Annotated in this window: 24 protein-coding genes; 23 read left to right on the top strand and 1 reads right to left on the bottom strand. The window is 39.4% G+C overall.

Features of this window, described 5'->3' with window-relative positions; translation table 11 throughout:
* Position 1: 1 nt before the first annotated feature.
* The 10 genes from lepA (at position 2) to deoC (ending at position 12,315) form a co-directional block, all read left to right on the top strand.
* The gene (lepA, locus tag FXW34_RS02580) at positions 2 to 1,837 is read left to right on the top strand and encodes a translation elongation factor 4 (RefSeq protein ID WP_147532416.1); all 1,836 of its coding nucleotides are present in this window, start codon (positions 2 to 4) and stop codon (positions 1,835 to 1,837) included.
* Between the two features lie 107 nt (positions 1,838 to 1,944).
* Entirely contained in the window at positions 1,945 to 3,087 is a 1,143-nt protein-coding gene (gene hemW, locus FXW34_RS02575) for a radical SAM family heme chaperone HemW (protein WP_147532415.1), read from the top strand.
* An 85-nt stretch (positions 3,088 to 3,172) separates the two neighbouring features.
* A complete protein-coding gene (hrcA, locus tag FXW34_RS02570; RefSeq protein ID WP_147532414.1) occupies positions 3,173 to 4,204 on the top strand; it encodes a heat-inducible transcriptional repressor HrcA in 1,032 nt (343 codons plus the stop codon).
* A 91-nt stretch (positions 4,205 to 4,295) separates the two neighbouring features.
* Positions 4,296 to 4,898 carry a nucleotide exchange factor GrpE gene (gene grpE / locus FXW34_RS02565; RefSeq protein ID WP_147532413.1) on the top strand — a complete coding sequence of 201 codons (603 nt, stop codon included), beginning with the start codon at positions 4,296 to 4,298 and terminating at the stop codon, positions 4,896 to 4,898.
* Between the two features lie 50 nt (positions 4,899 to 4,948).
* Positions 4,949 to 6,775 carry a molecular chaperone DnaK gene (gene dnaK, locus FXW34_RS02560; RefSeq protein WP_147532412.1) on the top strand — a complete coding sequence of 609 codons (1,827 nt, stop codon included), beginning with the start codon at positions 4,949 to 4,951 and terminating at the stop codon, positions 6,773 to 6,775.
* 195 nt (positions 6,776 to 6,970) lie between these two features.
* Positions 6,971 to 8,095: a molecular chaperone DnaJ gene (gene dnaJ, locus FXW34_RS02555; protein ID WP_147532411.1), complete on the top strand. Its 1,125-nt coding sequence runs from the start codon at positions 6,971 to 6,973 to the stop codon at positions 8,093 to 8,095.
* 27 nt (positions 8,096 to 8,122) lie between these two features.
* Positions 8,123 to 9,061 carry a 50S ribosomal protein L11 methyltransferase gene (gene prmA, locus FXW34_RS02550; protein ID WP_147532410.1) on the top strand — a complete coding sequence of 313 codons (939 nt, stop codon included), beginning with the start codon at positions 8,123 to 8,125 and terminating at the stop codon, positions 9,059 to 9,061.
* Positions 9,062 to 9,156: 95 nt separating this feature from the next.
* Positions 9,157 to 9,906, top strand: a complete 750-nt coding sequence (locus FXW34_RS02545; RefSeq protein WP_147532409.1) for a 16S rRNA (uracil(1498)-N(3))-methyltransferase — start codon at positions 9,157 to 9,159, stop codon at positions 9,904 to 9,906.
* Between the two features lie 5 nt (positions 9,907 to 9,911).
* Positions 9,912 to 11,270, top strand: a complete 1,359-nt coding sequence (mtaB, locus tag FXW34_RS02540) for a tRNA (N(6)-L-threonylcarbamoyladenosine(37)-C(2))-methylthiotransferase MtaB (RefSeq protein WP_147532408.1) — start codon at positions 9,912 to 9,914, stop codon at positions 11,268 to 11,270.
* Between the two features lie 373 nt (positions 11,271 to 11,643).
* On the top strand, positions 11,644 to 12,315 hold the full coding sequence (deoC, locus tag FXW34_RS02535) for a deoxyribose-phosphate aldolase (RefSeq protein ID WP_147532407.1): 672 nt from the start codon (positions 11,644 to 11,646) through the stop codon (positions 12,313 to 12,315).
* 99 nt (positions 12,316 to 12,414) lie between these two features.
* Here the strand turns inward: deoC and FXW34_RS02530 are convergent, their stop codons facing one another.
* Complete coding sequence (locus FXW34_RS02530) at positions 12,415 to 13,341, bottom strand: Na/Pi symporter (protein ID WP_147532406.1); 927 nt, start codon at positions 13,339 to 13,341, stop codon at positions 12,415 to 12,417.
* Between the two features lie 238 nt (positions 13,342 to 13,579).
* On the opposite strand from FXW34_RS02530, the gene rpsU reads away from it, so the two are divergent.
* From rpsU to era, 13 genes are all read left to right on the top strand, one after another.
* Positions 13,580 to 13,753, top strand: coding sequence for a 30S ribosomal protein S21 (rpsU, locus tag FXW34_RS02525; RefSeq protein WP_019154564.1), 174 nt, complete (start codon positions 13,580 to 13,582; stop codon positions 13,751 to 13,753).
* A gap of 16 nt (positions 13,754 to 13,769) precedes the next feature.
* Positions 13,770 to 14,213, top strand: a complete 444-nt coding sequence (locus FXW34_RS02520) for a GatB/YqeY domain-containing protein (RefSeq protein WP_147532405.1) — start codon at positions 13,770 to 13,772, stop codon at positions 14,211 to 14,213.
* A 147-nt stretch (positions 14,214 to 14,360) separates the two neighbouring features.
* Positions 14,361 to 15,644 (top strand): NfeD family protein, encoded by a 1,284-nt coding sequence (locus FXW34_RS02515; protein WP_425457393.1) that lies wholly within the window; start codon positions 14,361 to 14,363, stop codon positions 15,642 to 15,644.
* Between the two features lie 54 nt (positions 15,645 to 15,698).
* Positions 15,699 to 16,691 carry a flotillin-like protein FloA gene (gene floA, locus FXW34_RS02510; RefSeq protein ID WP_147532404.1) on the top strand — a complete coding sequence of 331 codons (993 nt, stop codon included), beginning with the start codon at positions 15,699 to 15,701 and terminating at the stop codon, positions 16,689 to 16,691.
* Between the two features lie 28 nt (positions 16,692 to 16,719).
* Entirely contained in the window at positions 16,720 to 17,214 is a 495-nt protein-coding gene (locus tag FXW34_RS02505; protein WP_147532403.1) for a hypothetical protein, read from the top strand.
* A gap of 76 nt (positions 17,215 to 17,290) precedes the next feature.
* Positions 17,291 to 17,575, top strand: coding sequence for a sporulation protein YqfC (gene yqfC / locus FXW34_RS02500; protein ID WP_147532402.1), 285 nt, complete (start codon positions 17,291 to 17,293; stop codon positions 17,573 to 17,575).
* A 15-nt stretch (positions 17,576 to 17,590) separates the two neighbouring features.
* The gene (gene yqfD, locus FXW34_RS02495) at positions 17,591 to 18,784 is read left to right on the top strand and encodes a sporulation protein YqfD (RefSeq protein WP_147532401.1); all 1,194 of its coding nucleotides are present in this window, start codon (positions 17,591 to 17,593) and stop codon (positions 18,782 to 18,784) included.
* Positions 18,781 to 19,752, top strand: coding sequence for a PhoH family protein (locus FXW34_RS02490; protein ID WP_147532400.1), 972 nt, complete (start codon positions 18,781 to 18,783; stop codon positions 19,750 to 19,752). Before yqfD ends, FXW34_RS02490 begins: the two co-directional genes overlap by 4 nt.
* A 132-nt stretch (positions 19,753 to 19,884) precedes the next feature.
* Positions 19,885 to 22,041 (top strand): HD family phosphohydrolase, encoded by a 2,157-nt coding sequence (locus FXW34_RS02485; protein ID WP_147532399.1) that lies wholly within the window; start codon positions 19,885 to 19,887, stop codon positions 22,039 to 22,041.
* Positions 22,038 to 22,508, top strand: a complete 471-nt coding sequence (gene ybeY, locus FXW34_RS02480; RefSeq protein WP_147532398.1) for an rRNA maturation RNase YbeY — start codon at positions 22,038 to 22,040, stop codon at positions 22,506 to 22,508. Before FXW34_RS02485 ends, ybeY begins: the two co-directional genes overlap by 4 nt.
* A complete protein-coding gene (locus tag FXW34_RS02475) occupies positions 22,486 to 22,869 on the top strand; it encodes a diacylglycerol kinase family protein (RefSeq protein WP_147532397.1) in 384 nt (127 codons plus the stop codon). Before ybeY ends, FXW34_RS02475 begins: the two co-directional genes overlap by 23 nt.
* Before the next feature lie 227 nt (positions 22,870 to 23,096).
* Positions 23,097 to 23,501, top strand: coding sequence for a cytidine deaminase (gene cdd, locus FXW34_RS02470; protein WP_342780669.1), 405 nt, complete (start codon positions 23,097 to 23,099; stop codon positions 23,499 to 23,501).
* Positions 23,494 to 24,414, top strand: a complete 921-nt coding sequence (era, locus tag FXW34_RS02465) for a GTPase Era (RefSeq protein ID WP_147532395.1) — start codon at positions 23,494 to 23,496, stop codon at positions 24,412 to 24,414. The genes cdd and era overlap by 8 nt, the downstream gene beginning before the upstream one ends.
* Positions 24,415 to 24,435 lie beyond the last annotated feature (21 nt).

Below are 24,435 nucleotides of genomic sequence, written 5' to 3'. Positions count from 1 at the left end.
AATGAACCGAGATGAAAAGCTAAAACGACAATCAAAAATCCGTAATTTTTCTATTATTGCTCATATAGATCATGGTAAATCGACATTAGCAGACCGCATTTTAGAAAAGACAAACGCTTTAACACAGCGTGAAATGAAGGATCAGCTACTAGATTCGATGGACCTAGAGAGAGAACGGGGAATTACGATCAAATTAAACTCTGTCCAATTAACATACAAAGCTAAGGACGGAGAAGAGTATACGTTTCATTTAATTGATACACCAGGACACGTCGACTTCACATATGAGGTTTCCCGCAGCTTAGCTGCTTGTGAAGGTGCAATCCTTGTTGTCGATGCGGCTCAAGGAATCGAAGCGCAAACGTTAGCTAATGTATATTTAGCATTGGATAATAATTTAGAAATTCTACCTGTTATTAATAAAATTGACCTACCAAGTGCAGACCCCGAACGTGTCCGCCATGAAATTGAGGAAGTGATTGGCCTTGATGCATCTGAAGCTGTATTAGCTTCAGCAAAGGCTGGAATTGGGATTGAAGAAATTCTGGAACAAATCGTTGAAAAGGTTCCTGCACCAGAGGGTGATCCTGATGCTCCGTTGAAAGCACTTATCTTTGACTCATTATTTGATGCGTACCGTGGCGTTGTTGCATACATTCGGGTCGTTGAAGGTACCGTTAAGGTTGGCGATAAAATCAAAATGATGGCCACTGGTAAAGAATTTGAAGTTACTGAAGTTGGTGTTTTTACACCTAAAGCAATGCCGCGTGCAGAGCTTTCTGTCGGTGATGTTGGTTTTTTAACAGCAGCCATCAAAAATGTTGGGGATACTCGCGTTGGGGATACAATCACCAATGCGAAAAATGGAGCGACTGAGGCATTACCTGGATATCGACGCTTAAATCCGATGGTATATTGTGGTTTGTATCCAATTGATTCAGCTAAATTTAATGATTTGCGTGAAGCGTTGGAGAAACTGCAATTAAATGACTCAGCTTTACAATTTGAAGCGGAGACATCACAGGCGTTGGGCTTTGGTTTCCGATGTGGTTTCTTAGGATTATTGCACATGGAAATCATTCAAGAACGAATTGAACGTGAATTCAAAATTGATTTAATTACAACTGCACCAAGCGTTATTTACCATGTAATTAAAACTGATGGTGAAGAAGTCAAAGTCGATAACCCATCAAAAATGCCTGATCCGCAAAAAATTGACAGAATCGAAGAGCCTTACGTTAAAGCAACAATGATGTCGCCAAACGACTATGTTGGGGCAATCATGGAGCTTTGTCAGGCGAAACGTGGTATTTTCATTGATATGCAATATTTGGATGAAAATCGTGTCAGCATTATTTATGAAATTCCACTTTCTGAAATTGTGTATGATTTCTTTGATCAGTTAAAATCAAGCACAAAAGGCTATGCTTCATTTGACTACGAGCTAATTGGCTACAAAGAGTCAAAGCTTGTGAAGATGGATATCCTGCTAAATGCGGAAAAGGTCGATGCCTTAAGCTTTATCGTTCATAAGGATTTTGCGTATGAGCGTGGCAAAATTATCGTAGAAAAGCTGAAGGAACTTATCCCAAGACAACAATTCGAAGTGCCAGTACAAGCTGCAGTAGGTCAAAAGATTGTTGCCAGGTCTACGATTAAATCGATGGGGAAAAACGTGCTTGCGAAATGTTACGGTGGGGATATTTCCCGTAAGCGTAAGCTATTAGAGAAGCAAAAAGAGGGTAAAAAGCGGATGAAGCAAGTTGGCTCAGTTGAGGTTCCACAAGAAGCGTTCATGGCTGTACTCCGTATGGATGATAATAACACGAAAAAATAATGATTTATAGGAGGTTAGACATGCTTGTTCACCAGGCAATGCTAGCCTCTTTTTCATAGGTTTAGAACTTTTAATTAACTATTTTGAAACGAATGGAGTTGTGATTTGTGATTCATGCCGCGTATCTTCACATTCCGTTTTGTGAACATATTTGCCATTATTGTGATTTTAATAAGGTTTTTTTAAAGGGACAACCCGTTGATGAATATCTATTAGCAATGGAAAAAGAAATCAAGCTGACCTTTGCTGAGGTTCCTCCACCAAAGGTTTTCAAGTCCATTTTTGTTGGTGGAGGCACACCAACCTCGTTAACAGAACAACAGCTCGAAAAGCTATGTGAAATCATTACAACAAATCTTCCCGTCAATGCCCAAACTGAATTTACATTTGAAGCGAACCCTGGCGACTTATCGAAGGCGAAATTTCAAATACTAAAAAATGCGGGGGTTAATCGGTTAAGCTTTGGGGTTCAAACCTTCAATAATGAACTATTAAGAAAAATTGGCAGAACCCATTGTGCTGAAGATGTACTCCAAACGATACATCTCGCCAAAGAAACCGGATTTGAAAATATTAGCATTGATTTAATTTACAGTCTGCCAGGTCAGACAATGACAGATTTTACCGAAACCTTGAAATCTGCTTTTGCCTTAAATCTCCCTCACTATTCCGGGTATTCGCTTATCATTGAACCGAAAACAGTCTTTTACAATTTGTTTACGAGAGGAAAACTCCCAACAGTTGGCGAGGATATGGAAGCGAGAATGTATGAGACGCTAATGGAGGAAATGGAAAAGCACGGATATCAACAATACGAGATAAGTAATTTCGCAAAAACAGGATTTGAAAGCAGACATAACCTCACCTATTGGAATAATGAACCATATTATGGCTTTGGTGCCGGTGCCCACTGCTATGTAGGAGGATATCGTCGCTCTAATTTCGGACCATTGAAAAAATACATGGAGCCGCTGTCGGAAAATGTGCTACCGTTGATGGAAAATCACTTTGTGACGAAAAATGAGTCAATTGAGGAGGAAATGTTCCTCGGGCTAAGAAAACAATCAGGTGTATCTTTGTCGAAATTTAAAAGCAAATTCCATGAAGATGTTCGCCAATTATTTCCAGGGGAACTAGAAAAATTGCAAAAACAAGGTTTGATTGAACTAGTCGGAGGACATATTCGACTCACAAAACGAGGGAAATTACTTGGTAACGAAGTTTTTCAATCGTTTTTAGGTGTTATCTAAACGTTGACACTGTGCTACTAATTTGATAATTTATAAATAGAATTAGCACTCGTTAATCTTGAGTGCTAACAGAGGTGATGTTCCGTTGTTAACAGATCGTCAATTACTAATCTTTCAGGTAATCGTTGATGACTTTATTCGATCTGCACAACCAATCGGTTCAAGAAGCTTGTCAAAAAAAGATGAAATTTCATTTAGCTCTGCGACGATTCGTAACGAAATGGCTGACTTAGAGGAAATGGGTTTTATTGAGAAAACGCATATCTCATCTGGACGAATCCCGTCCGAAAAAGGATACCGTTATTATGTGGACCATTTATTAGCTCCACAACGTTTAGGATCAGATGATGTCTTAATGGTCCGGTCAATTTTTGAAGAACGTATATACGAGCTTGAAAAAATTGTTCAGAGATCGGCAAAAATTTTGTCGGAATTAACAAATTACACCTCGATTGTCTTAGGTCCGGCTGTGAATGAAAACCGATTGAAGAAAATCCAAATTATTCCTTTGAATCAGGAAACAGCCATCGCAATTATCGTCACCGATACGGGCCACGTGGAGAATCGGATGTTCCATTTACCGGCGTCGCTTGATGCAAATGAAATCGAAAAGCTGGTTAATATCTTGAATGACCGATTAGTAAATGTGCCGATGGCTGATTTGAATGAAAAAATATATAAAGAAGTTGCAGTGCTATTGCGTCAGCACATTCATCATTACGATACAATGTTGACCACGATTGCTGAAACATTAAAGTTACCTGCTGCTAACAAATTGTTTTTTGGTGGCAAAACCAATATGCTCAGACAGCCTGAGTTTCATGATATCGAAAAAATAAGGCTGTTAATGAACATGATTGAACAGGAAGACAGCATTTATGATTTGCTGCAAAAAAATCCTGAAGGCATTAATGTTAAAATCGGTCGTGAAAATAATAATTTAGCAATGGAAAACTGCAGTCTAATCACGGCAACCTATTCAGTTGGTGCAGAAAAGCTCGGATCCATCGCCATCCTCGGCCCTACACGGATGGAATATTCAAGGGTTATTAGTTTATTGCAGATGATTTCAGGTGATTTGTCTAAGGTTTTAACAAAACTGTATCAAAACAACTGACACAGGAAATATTGATTAGGGTGGAGCAAAAGGTTCCATCCCCTTTCTATGTAATAAATAAAAACACACCTTAAGGGAGGTGAACAAAATTATGACACAGGAACAAAATGTGAAAAATGAAGAAGTTGTAGAAGAGAAGCAACAAGGTGAGGAAATCGTAGAAGAAATTTTTGCTGAAGCCAATCCTGAAAGTGGTCAAGAGACTGCTGAAGATGCACAGCCAAGTGATGAACTTGCCGAAGCAACCGCTAAAATTGCTGATTTAGAAGCTAAAATTGAAGCATCTGAAAACCGCTATCTCCGTCTACAAGCAGATTTTGATAATTTCCGTCGTCGCAGTAGACTGGATGCTGAGGCGAGCGAAAAATATAGAGCACAAAGCTTAGTTACAGACCTTTTACCTGCATTGGATAATTTTGAAAGAGCACTTGCCATGACTGCTGAAAATGAGCAAACAAAATCGTTGCAACAGGGGATGGAAATGGTATATAAAAGTATTCTTGAAGCCTTGAAAAAAGAAGGCGTTGAACCGATTGAAGCAGTTGGTCAAGAGTTCGATCCTAATTTCCATCAAGCTGTAATGCAGGTTGAAGATGCTAATTTTGGCTCAAATATTGTTGTGGATGAATTTCAAAAAGGCTATTGCCTGAAGGACCGCGTAATCCGTCCTTCGATGGTTAAGGTGAATCAATAAAAACATGTATGGATCGACTTACATAGTAAGTATATGGGAGGCAAAGAAACATGAGTAAAATCATTGGTATTGACTTAGGTACAACAAACTCTTGTGTATCTGTTTTAGAAGGCGGCGAGCCAAAAGTAATTCCAAATCCAGAAGGTAATCGTACAACTCCATCAGTTGTAGCGTTTAAAAATGGTGAGCGTCAAGTTGGGGAAGTGGCAAAGCGTCAAGCAATCACGAATCCTAATACAATTATTTCAATTAAACGCCATATGGGTACTAGTCATAAAGAAAATATTGAAGGTAAAGATTATAGTCCACAAGAACTATCGGCAATTATCCTTCAATATTTAAAGTCTTATGCAGAGGAATACCTTGGCGAGCCAGTTACTAAAGCTGTTATTACAGTACCTGCGTACTTTAATGATGCTGAGCGTCAAGCTACAAAGGATGCTGGTAAAATTGCGGGTCTTGAAGTTGAGCGTATTATCAACGAGCCTACTGCTGCAGCATTAGCATATGGTTTGGATAAAACAGATGAGGACCAAACGATTCTAGTATTTGACCTTGGTGGTGGAACATTTGACGTTTCCATTCTAGAATTAGGAGACGGAGTATTCGAAGTTAAAGCAACTGCTGGGGATAACCGTCTTGGTGGAGATGATTTCGACCAAGTTATCATTGATTATTTAGTAGATCAGTTCAGAAAAGAAAACGGAATTGACCTTTCAAAAGATAAAATGGCTTTACAACGCTTAAAAGATGCAGCTGAAAAAGCGAAGAAAGATTTATCTGGTGTTACTTCAACACAAATCTCTTTACCGTTCATCACTGCTGGTGAAGCAGGACCATTACACTTAGAAGTGAATTTAACTAGAGCAAAATTTGATGAAATTTCTGCTCACTTAGTTGAAAGAACAATGGGTCCTACTCGCCAAGCGTTAAGAGATTCAGGTCTTTCAGCGTCTGAAATTGATAAAGTAATCCTTGTTGGTGGTTCAACTCGTATCCCTGCGGTAGTTGAAGCAATCCGTAAGGAAATTGGTAAGGATCCTTCAAAAGGAGTTAATCCAGATGAAGTTGTTGCGATGGGTGCAGCAATCCAAGGTGGCGTTATTACTGGGGACGTAAAAGACGTTGTCCTTCTTGACGTAACTCCATTATCACTTGGTATTGAGACAATGGGCGGTGTATTTACTCGCTTAATCGATCGTAATACAACAATTCCAACTTCAAAATCACAAGTATTCTCAACGGCTGCTGATAGCCAAACAGCTGTTGATATTCACGTTCTACAAGGTGAACGTCCAATGGCAAGCGACAATAAAACTTTAGGTCGTTTCCAATTATCTGATATTCCACCAGCACCACGTGGAATTCCACAAATTGAAGTAACTTTTGATATCGATAAAAACGGTATCGTAAACGTTCGTGCTAAAGACCTTGGCACAAACAAAGAACAAGCAATTACGATTAAATCATCTACAGGATTATCAGATGAAGAGATTCAAAAAATGGTTCGTGAAGCAGAAGAAAATGCTGAAGCAGACAAAAAGCGTAAGGAAGAAGTTGAGCTTCGCAACGAAGCTGACCAATTAGTCTTCCAAACTGAAAAAACACTCAAAGAACTTGAAGATAAAGTTGATGCTGCTGATGTTGCGCAAGCAAACGAAGCGAAGGATGCTTTAAAGGCTGCAATCGAGAAAAATGATTTAGAAGAAATCAAAGCGAAAAAAGATGCTCTACAAGAAATCGTGCAAAACTTGAGTGTTAAGCTCTATGAAGAAGCTGCAAAGCAACAGCAAGCTGCCCAAGGCGCACAAGATGCAAAACCTAAAGACGACAACGTAGTCGATGCTGAATTTGAAGAAGTAGACGATAATAAATAAGAATAGCGAGACCGCACAGAGCTGGTCGCTGGAGCTAGCTATAAAAATCATCATTAAGAAAAAGTCAAAGTCAGGTCGTCCAGGCTTTGGCTTTTTCATCTTTTTCGCTAATTTAGCCCTAAGTTTTTCTTATTGATTTTATCGAGTCGTAAATGATAGAATAATCTTTATGTGAATGGATTCGGGAGGGTAAGCATGAGTAAACGGGATTACTATGAAGTCCTAGGTGTCGCAAAAGGCGCATCAAAGGATGAAATCAAAAAAGCTTATCGTAAGCTATCAAAACAATATCACCCTGACATAAATAAAGCTGAGGACGCAGCTGATAAATTTAAAGAAATAAAAGAAGCGTATGAGGTCCTAAGTGACGATCAAAAAAGAGCACACTATGATCAATTTGGTCATACAGATCCAAACCAAGGCTTTGGAGGCGCTGATTTCGGTGGCGGCTTCGGTGGCTTTGAGGATATTTTCAATACCTTCTTTGGCGGCGGTGGGGGAAGACGTCGTGATCCAAATGCGCCGAGACAAGGTGCAGACTTACAATACACGATGACGCTAACGTTCGAGGAAGCAGTATTTGGAAAAGAAACTGACATTCAAATTCCGCGAGAAGAGGAATGTGAAACCTGTCATGGCTCAGGTGCAAAACCTGGAACAAATCCAGAAACCTGTCAGCACTGTCATGGTAGCGGGCAAATTAATGTCGAGCAAAATACACCATTTGGTAGAATTGTTAATCGCCGTACATGTCACCATTGTAATGGGACAGGTAAACAAATTAAGCATAAATGTTCCACTTGTGGCGGAGCAGGTAAGGTGAAAAAACGCCGTAAGATTCATGTGAAGATTCCTGCTGGTATCGATGATGGCCAACAGCTTCGTGTTTCCGGTCAAGGGGAAGCTGGCATTAATGGAGGACCTCCTGGAGATTTATATGTAGTCTTCCATGTTCGTGAACATGAATTCTTTGAACGTGATGGAGAAGACATTTATTGCGAAATGCCAATTACTTTCTCTCAGGCTGCACTTGGAGATGATGTTGAAATACCTACCCTACATGGTAAAGTGAAATTAAAGGTTCCTGCTGGTACCCAAACAGGAACGAAATTTAGACTGAAGGGGAAAGGTGTACCAAATGTTCGCGGCTATGGTATCGGTGATCAGCACGTAATCGTAAGGGTTATTACACCTACCAAATTATCAGATAAACAAAAACAATTACTTCGTGAATTTGCAGAGGCAAGTGGCAAAATTCCAAGTGGTGGACCTGAAGATAGTTTCTTTTCGAAAGTAAAACGCGCCTTTAAAGGTGACTAATCATTTTAGAAAATGGAGTTGGTAGAAATGAAATGGTCAGAAATCAGCATTCATACAACAAATGAAGCGATTGAGCCAATTTCAAATATTTTACACGAGGCTGGAGCTAGCGGCGTTGTAATCGAGGATCCCTTTGAGCTAAGTAAGGAAAGGGTGGACCGTTTCGGTGAAATCTACCAACTTAACCCTGATGATTATCCGGATGAAGGTGTCATTATTAAGGCTTATATTCCTATTAACAGCTTCCTTGGTGAAACTGTTGAGGAAATTAAAGATGCAATTAATAATTTAATCTTATTTAATATTGATATTGGTAAAAATAGTGTAACCATCTCAGAAGTTAACGAGGAAGAGTGGGCAACTGCTTGGAAAAAATACTATAATCCAGTTAAAATATCAGAACGGTTTACGATTGTACCAACGTGGGAAGACTATACTCCTGTATCTAGTGATGAGTTAATAATTGAACTTGACCCAGGTATGGCGTTTGGTACAGGTACTCACCCTACAACAGTGATGTGTGTTCAAGCGCTAGAGCGTACTGTTAAAAAAGGTGACGAATGTATTGATGTTGGAACAGGAACAGGAGTATTGAGTATTGCAGCTGCCATGCTTGGATCTTCTAAAGTTACTGCTTTAGATCTCGACGAGGTTGCGGTTCATTCGGCCATCCTTAATATTAAGCTTAATAAAGTTAATGATGTGGTGAGCGTTGCTCAAAATAATTTACTTGATGGAATTAGCGAGCAAGTTGATATCGTTGTTGCTAACATTCTTGCAGAAGTTATTTTACGCTTCACAGACGATGTGGCAAAGGTGGTCAAGCCAGGCGGTTACTTTATTGCTTCAGGCATTATTGGGCAAAAGAAACAACAAGTAAAAGAAGCAATCGAACAGGTTGATTTTACAATTCAGGAAACGCTGGTCATGGAAGATTGGGTCGCGTTTATTGCTAGGAAAAATTAGTAGGTACAGTGGTCGGATACAATAGGTTTCTCGCCTTAAGTGGCGAGTTTCTTTTTGTATCTTTTTATTAATTCGATGTAGAATGGAGGATTGGCATGCAACGATATTTTGTAAATGCCGGGTCCGATGCATCCGATTTTCAAATAAGTGGTGAAGATTACCATCACATCATTCGTGTCATGCGAATGAAAGAAGGCGATGAAATCGTTTGTGTTACAGAGGATGGGAAAAGTGCTCTTTCAGTAATTGAAGAAATTACCGATGAAATGATTGCGGTAAAGGTTGTAAAATGGGAAGATGGGTCAACTGAACTACCGGTCCGTGTCACAATCGCGAGTGGATTGCCCAAAGGGGATAAGCTGGAATGGATTATTCAAAAAGGCACTGAGTTGGGTGCTCATGAGTTTGTCCCTTTTCTTGCAGCCCGCTCCATTGTAAAATGGGATGAAAAGAAAGCCTCAAAAAAAGTTGAACGATGGCAAAAAATAGCCAAAGAGGCGGCGGAACAATCCTATCGTGCGGAAATTCCTGCTGTAAAGGCGCCGGTTTCAATTCGAACTTTGCTTCAAATGGCAGAGAACTTTGACGTAAAGCTTGTCGCTTACGAAGAAGAAGCGAAACAAGGTGAAGCAGCGGTTTTAGCCCAAACGTTACAAAAGCTAATCCCTGGAAAATCGTTATTAATTGTATTCGGCCCAGAAGGCGGATTGGCTCCTCATGAAATATCTCTTTTATCGGAAAACGGGTTTGTGGCTTGTGGATTGGGTCCAAGAATTTTACGGACTGAAACAGCTCCACTTTATTTATTAGCAGCTGTGTCTTATCAATTAGAATTATTGAGGTGATCATTATGCCTACAGTAGCGTTTCATACACTTGGCTGTAAAGTAAACCATTATGAAACAGAAGCGATTTGGCAATTATTTAAAGAACAAGGATACGAACGTGTGGAATTTGAAGCAACCTCCGACGTTTATATTATTAATACATGTACCGTTACAAACACAGGAGACAAAAAGAGTCGGCAAATTATCCGTCGGGCAGTCCGTAAAAACCCGGATGCAGTCATCTGTGTCACTGGTTGTTATGCGCAAACCTCTCCAGCTGAAATCCTTGCAATTCCTGGCGTTGATGTTGTCGTTGGAACGCAAGATCGCGTTAAAATGCTAGATTACATCGAACAATATAAGCAAGAACGCCAGCCAATTAATGGCGTAAGAAATATTATGAAGAGCCGTGTTTACGAAGAATTGGATGTCCCTGCTTTTACAGACCGTACCCGGGCTTCCTTAAAAATTCAAGAAGGCTGCAACAATTTCTGTACTTTCTGTATTATCCCATGGGCACGTGGATTAATGCGTTCTCGTGATCCAAAAGAAGTTATTCGCCAAGCTCAGCAATTAGTAGATGCCGGGTATAAAGAAATTGTCCTAACTGGAATTCACACTGGCGGTTATGGTGAAGACATGAAGGATTATAATTTGGCGTTACTATTGAAGGATCTTGAAAAAGAAGTTCACGGTTTAAAACGTCTTCGTATTTCGTCGATTGAAGCTAGTCAAATTACCGATGAAGTCATTGAAGCAATTAAAAATTCTAATGTCATCGTTCGCCACCTTCATATCCCGCTTCAATCAGGGTCAGATTCCGTTTTAAAGCGGATGCGCCGTAAGTATACAATGGAGTTCTTTGCGGAGCGACTTAATCGTTTGAAGGAGGTTCTCCCAGGACTTGCTGTCACATCAGATGTGATTGTTGGTTTCCCAGGTGAAACAGAAGCAGAATTTATGGAAACGTATAATTTTATTAAAAATCATCAATTCTCCGAGCTTCACGTTTTCCCATATTCCAAGCGGACAGGAACACCAGCAGCTCGAATGGAGGACCAAGTTGATGAGGAAGTGAAAAACGAGCGGGTTCATCGCTTGATTTCCTTGTCCGACCAATTGGCAAAAGAATACGCTTCACAGTTTGACGATGAAGTACTTGAAGTCATCCCAGAGGAAAAATTTGATGATGATACAAACAGTCCACTTTATGTCGGCTATACAGACAACTACTTAAAGGTTGTCTTCGCTGGTACGGAAGCCATGATTGGAAAAATTGTCAAAGTGAAGTTAACTAAAGCTGGTTATCCATACAATGAAGGTCAATTCATTCGAGTTGTTAATGATGACCTCGTTAAAGAGGAAACAGAAGAAGCTATTTAATAGACACATCATGACTGTCGAGTATGCACATTGTCGCTGCTCGGCAGTTTTTTTTGGCCCTTTAATAATGTGAATATTTGACTATTGATTGCGATTGAGGAGCTATTATTACCGTTGAAGACAAAAAAAAGAGTAGAAGGTAACGATAGAAGAGTTATCGTTACCGATGCAGGCGAAGCGGCAAACCCAACGGTAAAGTTAACAACTTAAAAACTGACTTTATTGTATAAACCGACTCAATTCATTTAACACTAAACAATGCAATCTATGATAACGGTCCTAATCTAAGAAATCACTCGAAATTTCGGGATTCGAATGTTATGATGATAGAGGTACGGACAACTAAAATGCACTGTGAAAGGAGAAACATCTTATGTTAGGAAAAGTTGCAGCAATGATTGATCATACTCTATTAAAAGCAGATGCTAAAAAAGAGCAAATTGAAACGCTTTGTCACGAAGCCAAAGAATACACCTTTGCTTCTGTTTGTGTAAACCCAACATGGGTCAAGTATGCTAGTGAATTACTAGAAGGTAGCCCAGTTAAGGTATGTACTGTAATTGGCTTTCCATTAGGTGCAAATACCCCTGAAACGAAAGCTTTTGAAACAACTAACGCAATTGAAAATGGTGCTACAGAAGTTGATATGGTCATTAATATCGGTGCTTTAAAAGATGGAAATGATGAATTAGTACAGCGTGATATTCGTGCAGTTGTGGACGCTGCTCAAGGAAAAGCACTTACTAAAGTAATCATTGAAACCAGTCTACTTACTGATGAAGAAAAAGTCCGCGCTTGTCAACTTGCTATCAAGGCAGGAACAGATTTTGTTAAAACCTCAACAGGCTTTTCTACCGGTGGGGCAACCATAGAAGATATCGCGCTAATGCGAAAAACAGTTGGTCCTGATATTGGGGTCAAGGCTTCGGGCGGAGTTCGCAATGCGGACGATGCAAGGAATATGATTGAAGCAGGTGCAACAAGAATCGGGGCAAGCTCTGGTGTTGCCATCGTAAATGGCTTAACAAGTAGCTCTGATTATTAAAATTAAAAAAGAGGATGTCCATCATTTAGGGCATCCTCTTTCATGTTTATCGTATTTGGTTTGTTCCATTGGTTACCCCACACAATCCAAACTCCAAATTTAAGCTCGCCTTCCATGCACATACTCAATCCACCTCCCGAACTGCTCAGCAAACGGAAGCACGATTAACGAAGTAAGCACATTAAATAGCAAACTAGAATGCGCTAACTGGACATCAGCGCTATCTGCAGCCAATGGAGAAAGCGCAGCCATCCAATCAATTAATGGGATAAATAAGGCAACTCCGACGACGTTTAACCATATATGCGCGTAAGCACACAATTTTGATTCATGGCCAGAACCGATTGAGGCCAAGTAGCCGGTAATACACGTACCAATGTTCGAACCTAGCATAATCGCAATTCCTGAATCAATCTTTAAGATTCCGCCAGATAAAAAGCCCATCGTAATTCCCGTCATGGCTGTGCTCGACTGTATTAACGCTGTAAAAATAGTTCCAAAACCAATACTTAGCAAATGACTCTCATTTAACATAGCTAAAATACTTCCGACAGCATCAAGCTTTGTAAGAGGTGTAGCTAAAAATTCAAATCCTCTTATGGCTATAAAAACGGCTGACATTCCAAATAAAATGGAGCCAGAACTTCTCAGCTTTTGATTGCGAAACAACATTAACACAGCACCAATAATTGTCATCGGAATCAAGTATTGATTAATATTGAAGGTAATAATTTCTGTGGTGAAGGTCGTTCCAATATTTGTTCCTAAAATAATGCCAATCGATTTTGAAAAATTGAGCATACCAGCAGCAATTAGTCCAATGGTTATCACCATTACTGCGGAGCTACTGTGAAGAACTGCAGTTACCAAAATACTTGTTAACATCGCCTTGAAAGGGGAGCTAGTAACTCGTTCAAGTAGTCGCTTAAAGGTTTCTCCTGAAAGTTGGAACAAGCCAGCCCTTAAAATGGTCATGCCTGTGATGAATACAGCGATGAGTAAGATAAAAAGCAATATATATAACATGTCCACACACTCCCACTGTTTATATATGCTATGGATTCCATATATAGACATGTAACTTGATCATAAAAATTCATCAAATAGCAGAAAATAATCGTCGAAAAAGAACAATTTTTCTCGAATCTTAGGAACAAGTTCAAATTGAGTTGACCTAATATGTTGAGTATATTATAATTGTCAAAGTACATGGGTTTCCATGTCCTCGATGTTAGTGTGTTGTGTTCGGAGGGAGGGAAAGAGAATGTCTAAAACCGTCGTTCGTAAAAACGAATCGCTTGAAGATGCTCTTCGTCGCTTTAAACGTACAGTATCTAAATCAGGTACAATACAAGAAGCTAGAAAGCGCGAATTCTACGAAAAGCCTAGTGTAAAGCGTAAGAAAAAGTCAGAAGCAGCAAGAAAACGTAAGTGGTAAGAGAGGGTGTAATACATTGAGTCTTCTCGAGCGTTTAAATAATGATATGAAGCAAGCGATGAAGAATAAGGAAAAAGACAAACTTTCTGTAATTCGGATGATTAAATCTTCATTGCAAAATGAAGCAATCAAGCTTGGTAACGAGCTATCCGAAGAGCAAGAGTTAACTGTCCTTTCTCGCGAAATGAAACAACGCAAGGACTCCCTCAACGAATTTGAAAAAGCCGGTCGTGAAGATCTGGTTGAAAAATTGCGTACAGAATTGACATTTGTCGAGGTGTACATGCCGAAACAGCTTTCTGAAGAAGAAGTGACTGAGATTGTCAAACAAGCAATCGCAGAAGTAGGTGCAACATCAAAAGCTGAGATGGGAAAAGTAATGTCTGCTGTCATGCCTAAGGTTAAAGGAAAAGCAGACGGAACACTCGTAAATAAACTTGTTCAACAACACCTTTCATAATAACAACATCAATGGCCGTAGAGATTTATCTCTACGGCTTTTCACATAGTTTTAAAAAAGATGAAACTATTATCCGTTTTGTCCGTAAATACTAATATGAGGCAATGAGAGGAGGGGATACAGGTGCGAAGATTTGTATACATCATGATGCTTATTTTTGGATTTAGTTTGATTGCGCTTCCGCAGGCAGCCTCAAGCAATGAACAAATTGTCTACGTTGTCCCAATAGAAGAAACAGTCGAAAAAGGCTTACACGCCTTTTTGCAAAGAGCCATTAACACCGCAGAGGAAAACAACGCAGATGCGATAATCTTTGAGGTAAATACACCTGGTGGAGCAGTTGATGCTGCAGGTGAAATTGGTAAGCTTCTAACATCAACTGATATAAAAACGGTCTCATTTATTAATAAACATGCTCTTTCCGCAGGAGCGTATATTGCGATTAATACTGATGAAATCTATATGGTACCAGGCTCCACAATGGGCTCAGCGGCGATTATTGACCAACAGGGAAATACAGCCGGGAAAAAGGCAGAATCGTATTGGTTAGCTGCAATGAAAGCAGCTGCGAATGGAAGTGAGCGCAATCCTATTATTGCTGCGGCAATGGCAGATGAGAGTATTGATTTACCCGAATACGGAGCTCCGAAAGGGAAACTGCTTACCTTGACGGCTGAGCAAGCAATCGAAGTAGGTTATTCAGATGGAACAGTAAAAAATTTAGATGATTTACTTGCGAAACTGGGCTTTGAAAATGCAGATGTTCGGTCAATGGAAGAAAGCTTTGCTGAAAAGGTTGCAAGGTTTATTACAAATCCAATCGTAGTACCAATTTTGCTAACAATCGGAAGCTTAGGATTAGTGCTAGAATTGTACTCTCCAGGCTTTGGAATTCCGGGCTTTATGGGATTATCTGCCTTGCTGTTATTTTTTTACGGCCATTTAGTGGCTGGATTAGCTGGATTTGAAACGATTATTCTTTTCGTGGTTGGAATTGCTCTAGTCATATTAGAGCTATTTTTACCAGGAGGGATTGTTGGAGCAATTGGGACCATTTCCATTTTGGGGAGTTTATTTTTAGCGACTGATAATGTGGTTCACATGGGGATTTCAATCCTCATTGCAATAGGTGTTTCAATTCTGGCATCAATACTAATGATAAGGGTGTTTGGAAAAAAAATGAGCCTATTTAAGAAAATTATCCTAACAGACTCAACGAGTACTGAAAGTGGTTATGTTTCAAATCGAAATCGGACTGAATTGCTTGGACTCAAAGGAATGACCTTAACCGCACTTAGACCAGCCGGAACGGTTTTACTGAATGAGGAACGGGTAGATGTGGTAAGTGAAGGTGAATTTATTCCGAAGGATACTCAAGTAATAGTAGTAAAGGTTGAGGGTCCCCGCATTGTTGTGAGAAGTTGTTCATAATTAATGGTTATTCCGTTTAAAAAATAAAGAATAGATATTTAAGGAGGTATATACATGGCAGCAGGAACAGCTTTTTTAATTATTGCCATCGTTCTAGGTTTCATATTACTAGGAATTTTGTTTACCTTTGTTCCGGTAATGCTCTGGATTTCAGCCCTTGCAGCAGGTGTAAAGGTGAGTATTTTCACGTTAATTGGGATGAGATTACGCCGCGTTATTCCGAGCAGGGTTATCAATCCGCTGATTAAAGCCCACAAGGCGGGTATTAATGTGACAAATAACCAGCTTGAAAGTCATTACTTAGCAGGTGGTAATGTTGACCGTGTTGTAAATGCCTTAATTGCTGCACACCGCGCAAACATCGAGTTAACATTTGAGCGTTGCGCTGCAATTGACTTAGCAGGTCGTGATGTGCTAGAAGCCGTTCAAATGAGTGTTAATCCGAAGGTTATTGAAACTCCATTTATCGCTGGGGTAGCGATGGATGGGATTGAAGTAAAGGCGAAAGCAAGAATTACTGTACGTGCAAATATTGAGCGCCTTGTCGGTGGTGCTGGTGAAGAAACAATTGTAGCCCGTGTTGGGGAAGGGATTGTCTCTACAATTGGTTCCAGTGATAATCACAAAAAGGTACTGGAAAATCCTGATATGATTTCACAAACAGTTCTTTCAAAAGGTTTGGATGCTGGTACAGCGTTCGAAATTCTTTCGATTGATATCGCTGACGTTGATATCGGCAAAAATATTGGTGCTGAGCTACAAACCGAACAAGCGGAGGCAGATAAGAAAATTGCCCAGGCTAAAGCTGAGGAACGTCGTGCAATGGCGGTTGCTCAAGAGCAGGAAATGAAGGCGAAAGTTCAAGAAAAGCGGGCTAAGGGAGTTGAAGCAGAAGCAACAGTACCGTTAGCGATGGCTGAAGCGTTGCGTGAAGGAAATATTGGAGTAATGGATTATATGAACTACCAAAACATTTCTGCCGATACTGATATGAGAGATTCAATTGGAAAGATGACGGGCGATAAAAAGCAAAATGATAATAAGTAGGGAGTCAGCCAGATAGGAGGCTCACAATATGGAGTTTTTTTTCGATAATCCATTTATTTTGGTGATATTGATTGGGATTATTTCCTCGCTTTTTAAAAAGAATAAAGAAGCACAGCAGGAAAAACAAAAAGGAAATAAACCGAAGCCAGTTCGAACCGAGGAAGCCCCTGCACCTGTCCGTAAAAATCGCCCAAGTCGGGCTCAGCAGCAGAATCCCTCTAAATCACCTAGATCGAAGCAGCCTAGACAAACCAGCAGAGAAAGGGATTTGGCTAGGGAGAATCAAACTGATGTAATGGATCAGCGCTATGCTGCCCTAAAAATCCATCAAGAAGAACCGTATCATACCAATTCTGCAATGGAATCAGCACCTACACAGGAGCGAAACTTGATTTATCGTGATGATGAACAAAATAAACAAAGAACGTTAAATGTCGATTCTAATGCCTTAGTGGATGGTTTAATTTGGTCCGAGGTGCTCGGTCCCCCGCGGGCAAAAAAGGCGCACCGAGCGGTTAAATAAGCCTTTAAAACTGAAAAATTTGTGCTAGAATCCCCAGTCATTTCATAAACATGAGATGAAAGGGGGTTCTTTTTTTATGGCAAAAAAATGGGGCCAGCTTATTCGCAACTGGGTTACAAAGAACATGGAGCTTCCTCAGGATGTCATGATGGATTTGCCCCGCATCACCATGGTTGGACAAATTCATATATACATTGAGAACCACCGCGGTTTATTAACTTTTACCGACCGAGAAATACGCCTCTTGTTAAAACAAGGCCAGCTATTAGTAAAGGGTAAGGCCTTTGTAATAAAAACGATTTTACCCGAGGAAATTTTGCTTGAGGGAAAAATAGATCAGGTTATATATATCAATGATTGATTCAGGGGGAGCGCAATGAAGAACCAATGGCTCGAGTTTTTTTCCGGAACTGTCACAGTAAAGGTCTCGGGAAGGGGAATTGAAAGATTCATTAATCAGCTATTACGCAATGGCATTACGATTTGGGATGTAAAAAGATATGGAGTCGATACTGTTGTTTTTAGCTTGAAGCTGCAAGATGTAAAATCAATACGGCCGCTTATCAGGGATAGTGAGTGTAAGCTCACTTTTCAACGAAGAAACGGAATGCCGTTTCTCTTTAAACAGATGTTAAGAAACAGCGGTCTGGTGGCTGGGGCCTTTCTGTTTCTTTTTGTCATTATGCTGCTTTCGAATATGGTCTGGCGAGTAGAGATAAAGGGAGCAAATCCAGCGACGGAGCATAAAATTTATAAGCAATTGGACAAGATGGGGGTTAAGCCTGGAAAGCTCCAATTTTTCGTAGATGACGTCGAGACGATTCAACGAAAACTTACGAATAACATTCAAGTTCTTACCTGGGTCGGTGTAGAATTAAGGGGGACAACCTTTCATCTCGAAGTTGTTGAAAAGAAGGAGCCAAAAAAACTTGAGGAATTGGGTCCGCGCCATTTAGTCGCAAAAAAAGAAGGTGTTATTTCAAAAATATATGTAGAAAAAGGCCAAAAACAGGTGGAAATAAATCAGCATGTAAATAAAGGTCAAATGCTCGTTTCTGGGATAATCGGCAAAGAAGAAAAAACGGAAATTGTCTCCGCAAAAGGAGAGGTATACGGCGAAACATGGTATAAGTCAATGGTAGAACTGCCAATAAAAAGCACTTTTCAGGTATACAACGGTAACGAAAAACAAAAATACTCCATCAAATTCGGAAGTGTGACCATTCCAGTTTGGGGTTTTGGAAAACCAAATTATCTAGCATATGAAGAAGATACAACCAATCATAAGCTTCGTTTTCTAAAATGGGAGCTGCCAATTTCCTTCAATGATACAGTTTTGCGTGAAAAGGAAGAAGTCACCAGAATATACTCAAATGAAGAAGCAATCGAAGTAGCAAAGGAAATTGCAAGAAAGGATATAAAAAGTAAGCTATCTGAGGATGCTATAATTAAAGGGGAAAATGTTTTACATCAAGCTATTGACAATGGTAAAGTTACATTATCAATACATTACCAAATTATAGAGGATATTGCCGAGCCACAACCAATAATCCAAGGAGACGAAGAATGACAGAAGAGCGAAAAACAATTGATGTAAAAATTAATAACCAAGAGGAAGCTGTAACCCTTTTCGGTAACTCTGATAGCAATTTAAAAATCATTGAACAAGAGCTCCAGGTGTCAATCATAACTCGTGGAGAAAGTCTAATTATCTCCGGCCATCCAGATCAACTTGATTTAGCTGGCAAAGTCATTGATAAACTACTGGAAGTAATCAAAAAAGGGATTGCTATTAGTCAACGGGATGTAAGTTATGCTGTAAAATTGGTGAAAAAGGGAACAATCGATTATTTTGGTGAGCTATATGAAGAAGAAATAAGCAAAAACGCAAAAGGTAAATCGATTAGAGTGAAAACCTTCGGGCAGCGCCGCTACGTTTCCGCAATTAAGCAAAATGATTTAGTGTTCGGAATTGGTCCTGCTGGAACAGGGAAAACATATTTAGCTGTTGTGATGGCAGTTAATGCTTTAAAAAATGGCCAGGTGAAAAGAATTATTTTAACAAGACCAGCAGTTGAAGCTGGAGAGAGTCTTGGATTTTTACCAGGCGACTTAAAAGAAAAAGTGGATCCTTATTTAAGACCTTTGTATGATGCACTTTATGATGTGTTAGGGCAGGAGCATACTGTTCGTCAAATCGAACGCGGAACGATTGAAATTGCTCCTTTGGCATATATGCGTGGTAGAACGTTGGATGATGCCTTTGTCATCCTAGATGAGGCTCAAAATACGACACACGCGCAAATGAAAATGTTTTTAACAAGACTTGGCTTTGGTTCAAAAATGGTCATTACCGGTGACCGCACCCAGGTTGACTTGCCAAAAGGTGTGAAATCAGGGTTAACTGAAGCGGAGAATATTTTGAAGAATATAAAAGGAATGTCATTTGTGTATTTAGAGGCAACAGATGTTGTCCGACATCCTCTAGTTGCAAAAATAATCGGAGCTTATGATCAATCTGAAATCGTAGAAAGCTGACCCATAAGGCGTCGGCTTTTTGCGTACATCCGCAAGATTCCTAAATAAGGATGAAACTTTCTTTGAAAACTGATATTATTTTACATAACAAAAGTTTGGGTCTGGCATAGCCATAATTAAGAGGTGTTAACATTGGGAAAAATCCAGCTTCAAATTGCTAAAATTAAAAATTTTCTCGGTGAAACCTTATTTCGAATTTTATTATTTTTGATTTTAGGTTTAATTCTCTTTGTTGCAATGTACAGTAATGTCAAACCAGAAAAGCTTGACCTTACGTTATTTTCTGTCGCTGATCAAACGATTCGATCTCCGATAACAGTAGAGGACAAAGAGAGTACCGAGCGTAAGCGCAAGGATGCACTAAACAATGTTCAGGATGTGTATACTCTCAAAAAAGAGTACACTCAAAATCGCGTCGATTTAATTACTTCCATTTTTGATTCTGTATTGGAAGTAAAAGAAGAAATCGCCGAAGAAATGGCCAAGGAAGAGAATAGTGATAAGGCTGAACCATCTATCTCAGAGCAATTAGCAAGGTTAAAGCAAAAATTAACAGAAAACGAAACGAAGGAGTTATCCGACTCTGTTTTTATTGCGCTTTTACAGGCGTCAAAAGATGAGCTTTCTATTGCTAGAGATTTAACGGTTACAGCAATTAATTATGTCATGAGTTCCCGCATTCCGCAGGATGATGTTGAAAATGCAAAAAAACGACTGGAAGAAGAGTTAAAATATACAAGTTTAAATAATAATTTAAAAAATGCTGCGATTGAATTAGGTCGATATGCGGTCATTCAAAACGAATTTTATGACCCGAATGCCACTGAGGAAATGCGACAACAGGCGAGGGAAAGTGTCGAGCCGGTTCTGATACTTGAAGGGCAAATTCTTGTTGAAGAGGGTCAGCTTATTAGCCGAGACATTTATCGTCAGTTAAAATTAGTGGGAGTGCTAGATAATGAGAACTCCTTAAAGCCCTTTATTGGACTTTCATCCCTTATTTTAATATTGCTTGGTGGATTGTATTTCTATTTTCATTATTTAGGTGTATCACAGGAAATGAAGCATAAATTCGTTTTGATTTTTTCTATCATTCTTGTTATGTCGATAGCAATCATGAAGACCTTGAGCTTGTTTCTTCAATTAAATTACTCGGAAATTGCCTATATTTTTCCAGCGGCCATGGGGGCAATGTTGATTAAACTATTGACTCACGAACGATTGGCAGTGGCATTTACATTAATTTTAGCAATAAGTGGTGGAATCATTTTTAATGAAGGAGTAACAGCAACTGTTCAAGTTACTGTTGTCATTTATATTTTGATTAGCGGAATAGCTAGTATATTATTTTTAAGTAATCATAGTAACCGTTCGAAAATTCTTCAAGCAGGGCTTTTGGTTGCTGCTGTTAATATGGTGGTCATTTTTTCGCTATTGTTTTTACGAAACGGGCAATTTACAGGCATGGAATATGGGTTTTATTTTATCGGGGCATTGTTGTCGGGGATTAGCTCGGCTGTTTTGACAATAGGCTTGATGCCGTATTTTGAGGCAGGTTTTGGGATGCTTTCGACGTTAAAATTAATCGAATTATCGAATCCTAATCATCCGTTACTGAAGAAAATCTTAACTGAAGCACCAGGAACGTATCATCATAGTGTTATGGTTGCTAATTTAGCTGAAACAGCTTGTGAGGCAATTGGTGCGAATGGTTTATTAGCAAGGGTCGGCTGCTATTACCATGATATCGGCAAAACGAAACGGCCACAATTTTTTATCGAAAATCAAATGAATATCCCAAATCCTCATGACCGCATTCCGCCACAAACGAGCAAAAACATCATTATTGCACATGCGATTGATGGCGCTGAATTGTTAAGAAAACATAAGATGCCAAAGGAAATTATTGATATTGCTGAGCAACACCACGGAACAACTTTACTGCAATATTTTTACCATAAGGCTAAAAAAGATGGAGCTGAGGTTAAGGAGGTTGATTATCGTTATCCGGGACCTAAAGCTCAAACGAAAGAGGCAGCCATTGTTGGGATTGCCGATAGCGTGGAAGCAGCAGTACGTTCGATGGGACATCCTACTCATGAGCAAATTGAACAGGTTGTTCGAAAAATTATTGCGGACCGTATGAACGACAATCAATTTAACGATTGTGATTTAACGTTGAAGGAGCTTGAAACAGTTTCAATAACGTTACTTGAAACTTTAAAAGGAATTTTTCATTCACGGATTGAATATCCAGAAACCATTAAGCAGAAGGTGAGCCAAGTATGAGTTTACTAATCGATTATATCGATGAGACCGAAAAATTAAGCGAACAAGATATTACGACAGTAATGGAATTATTAAATTTAGCAGCAAAGCACGAAGAAGTGGAAGACGATAGTGAGGTGTCCGTCACCTTTGTGACGAATGAAAAAATTCAAGAAATCAATCGGGAATATCGCGAAAAGGATCAACCAACAGATGTGATTTCATTTGCAATGGAGGAACTTGGTGAAGGTGAAATCGAGCTTTCAGGACTTGATATGCCTAGAGTATTGGGGGATATCATCATATCTGTACAGCGGGCGGAGGAACAGGCAAGCGAATACGGCCATTCCTTTCACCGCGAGCTTGGATTTTTAGCTGTACACGGCTTTTTACATTTGTTGGGCTATGATCATATGACTGAAGCGGACGAAAAAATCATGTTCACCAAACAAAAGGACATTCTAGATGAATACGGATTGGAGCGTTGAAATCCAAAAGGTGTTTAAATCATTTTCATATGCGATTACTGGCCTAGCTCATGCAACGAAAAGAGAGCGGAACCTTCGCATTCATTTAACGATTACTGTGTTGGTGTGCATACTTGGGTTTTATTTTTCCATTTCCGTTACAAAATGGTTAATCATCCTGTTGGCGATTGGCGGAGTGATTTCACTTGAGTTAGTCAACACCGCGCTTGAACGGGTTGTAGATTTGGTGACATCGGACTACCAGCCGCTAGCAAAGCAAGCCAAGGATGTTGCAGCAGGAGCTGTTCTTGTATACGCGATTATTGCCGTAATCATCGGCATTTTGATTTTTCTACCTGAAATTATCCAAAGACTTACCTAAAAGGGACTAAAGGATTTAGTCTCTTTTTAGTTTTAGGAGAGATTTAGTGTGGATTTGAAAACCTAGTTGAAGTTAGATAAAATAACAGAACAAAGCAATACAAAAAGTAGTACAAATAAATTGTTAGAAAATTCAAAATTTTTTAAGGTTTATTTTGCAACAAACGATGAAAAGATTTATAAAATACGCTAAAATAAAAAGACAGCATTCCTCTTTACGAAAGGAAAATGGTTGTGAATCAAAAACAAATAATTGAAGAAGCAAAAGTAGCAAGAGAGAAAGCGTATGTTCCATACTCTAAATTTAAAGTGGGTGCAGCACTTGTCACAGCTGATGGTAAAATTTATCACGGCTGTAATATTGAAAACGCTGCCTACAGTGTCACAATATGCGCTGAGCGTACTGCGTTGTTTAAGGCACTCTCAGAAGGTGATAACAAGTTTGAAAAACTCGTTGTTATTGCTGATACTGAGAGACCTGTATCTCCATGTGGAGCTTGCCGACAAGTTATTTCGGAGCTATGTCCAAAGGACATGACCGTCGTATTGACCAATTTAAAGGGAGACGTCCAAGAAATAACTGTAGAAGACTTGCTACCGGGAGCTTTTTCGTCGGAGGATTTAAATGATTAATGAAGGTAAAAGTAATAAGTTCAAATCTGGCTTTGTTTCCATCATTGGCAGGCCAAATGTAGGTAAATCAACCTTTTTAAACCGAGTAATTGGGCAAAAAATTGCTATCATGAGCGATAAACCGCAAACGACCAGGAATAAGGTTCAAGGTGTTTTGACAACCGATGATGCACAGTTGATTTTTATTGATACGCCTGGTATTCATAAGCCTAAGCACAAGCTTGGTGATTTTATGATGAAGGTGGCCATCAATACTTTAAGAGAAGTCGATTTAGTACTATTCATGGTTAATGCTGAGGAAGGTTTTGGGCGTGGCGAGGAATTTATTCTTGAAAAGTTTGAAGGTGTAAATACACCAATTTTTCTTGTCATTAATAAAATAGATCTCGTCCATCCTGATAAGCTCTTGGAGATTATTCAATCGTATAGTGAAAAATATAATTTTACTGAAATCGTGCCGATTTCAGCATTACAGGGGAATAATATAGAACGTATTCTCGAGCAAATTAAGAAGTACTTGCCTGAAGGTCCTCAATACTACCCGGCAGACCAAGTTACGGACCATCCGGAACGCTTTATCATCACAGAGTTAATTAGAGAGAAGGCACTACATCTAACACATGAAGAGGTTCCGCATTCCTTAGCTGTTGTAATGGAAAAATTGGACCGTTCTGACGATAAGAATGTGATTCATGTAATGGCGACAATCATAGTAGAACGTGATTCGCAAAAGGGTATTATCATTGGTAAACAAGGTAAAATGTTAAAGGAAATTGGGAAACGTGCCCGAGTCGACATTGAAAATTTACTTGGCTCTAAAGTTTATCTTGAGCTTTGGGTGAAGGTTCAAAAAGATTGGCGCAATAAAATGGGTCAGCTGAGAGATTTTGGGTTTAGAGAAGACGAATATTAAAAACAGTTAACGAATATCAGC

Source organism: Bacillus marasmi, from assembly GCF_902168435.1.
Lineage (GTDB): Bacteria > Bacillota > Bacilli > Bacillales > Cytobacillaceae > Bacillus_BU > Bacillus_BU marasmi.
The sequence above is the reverse complement of the archived record's forward strand: the minus strand, read 5'-3'. Positions and strand labels throughout refer to the sequence as shown.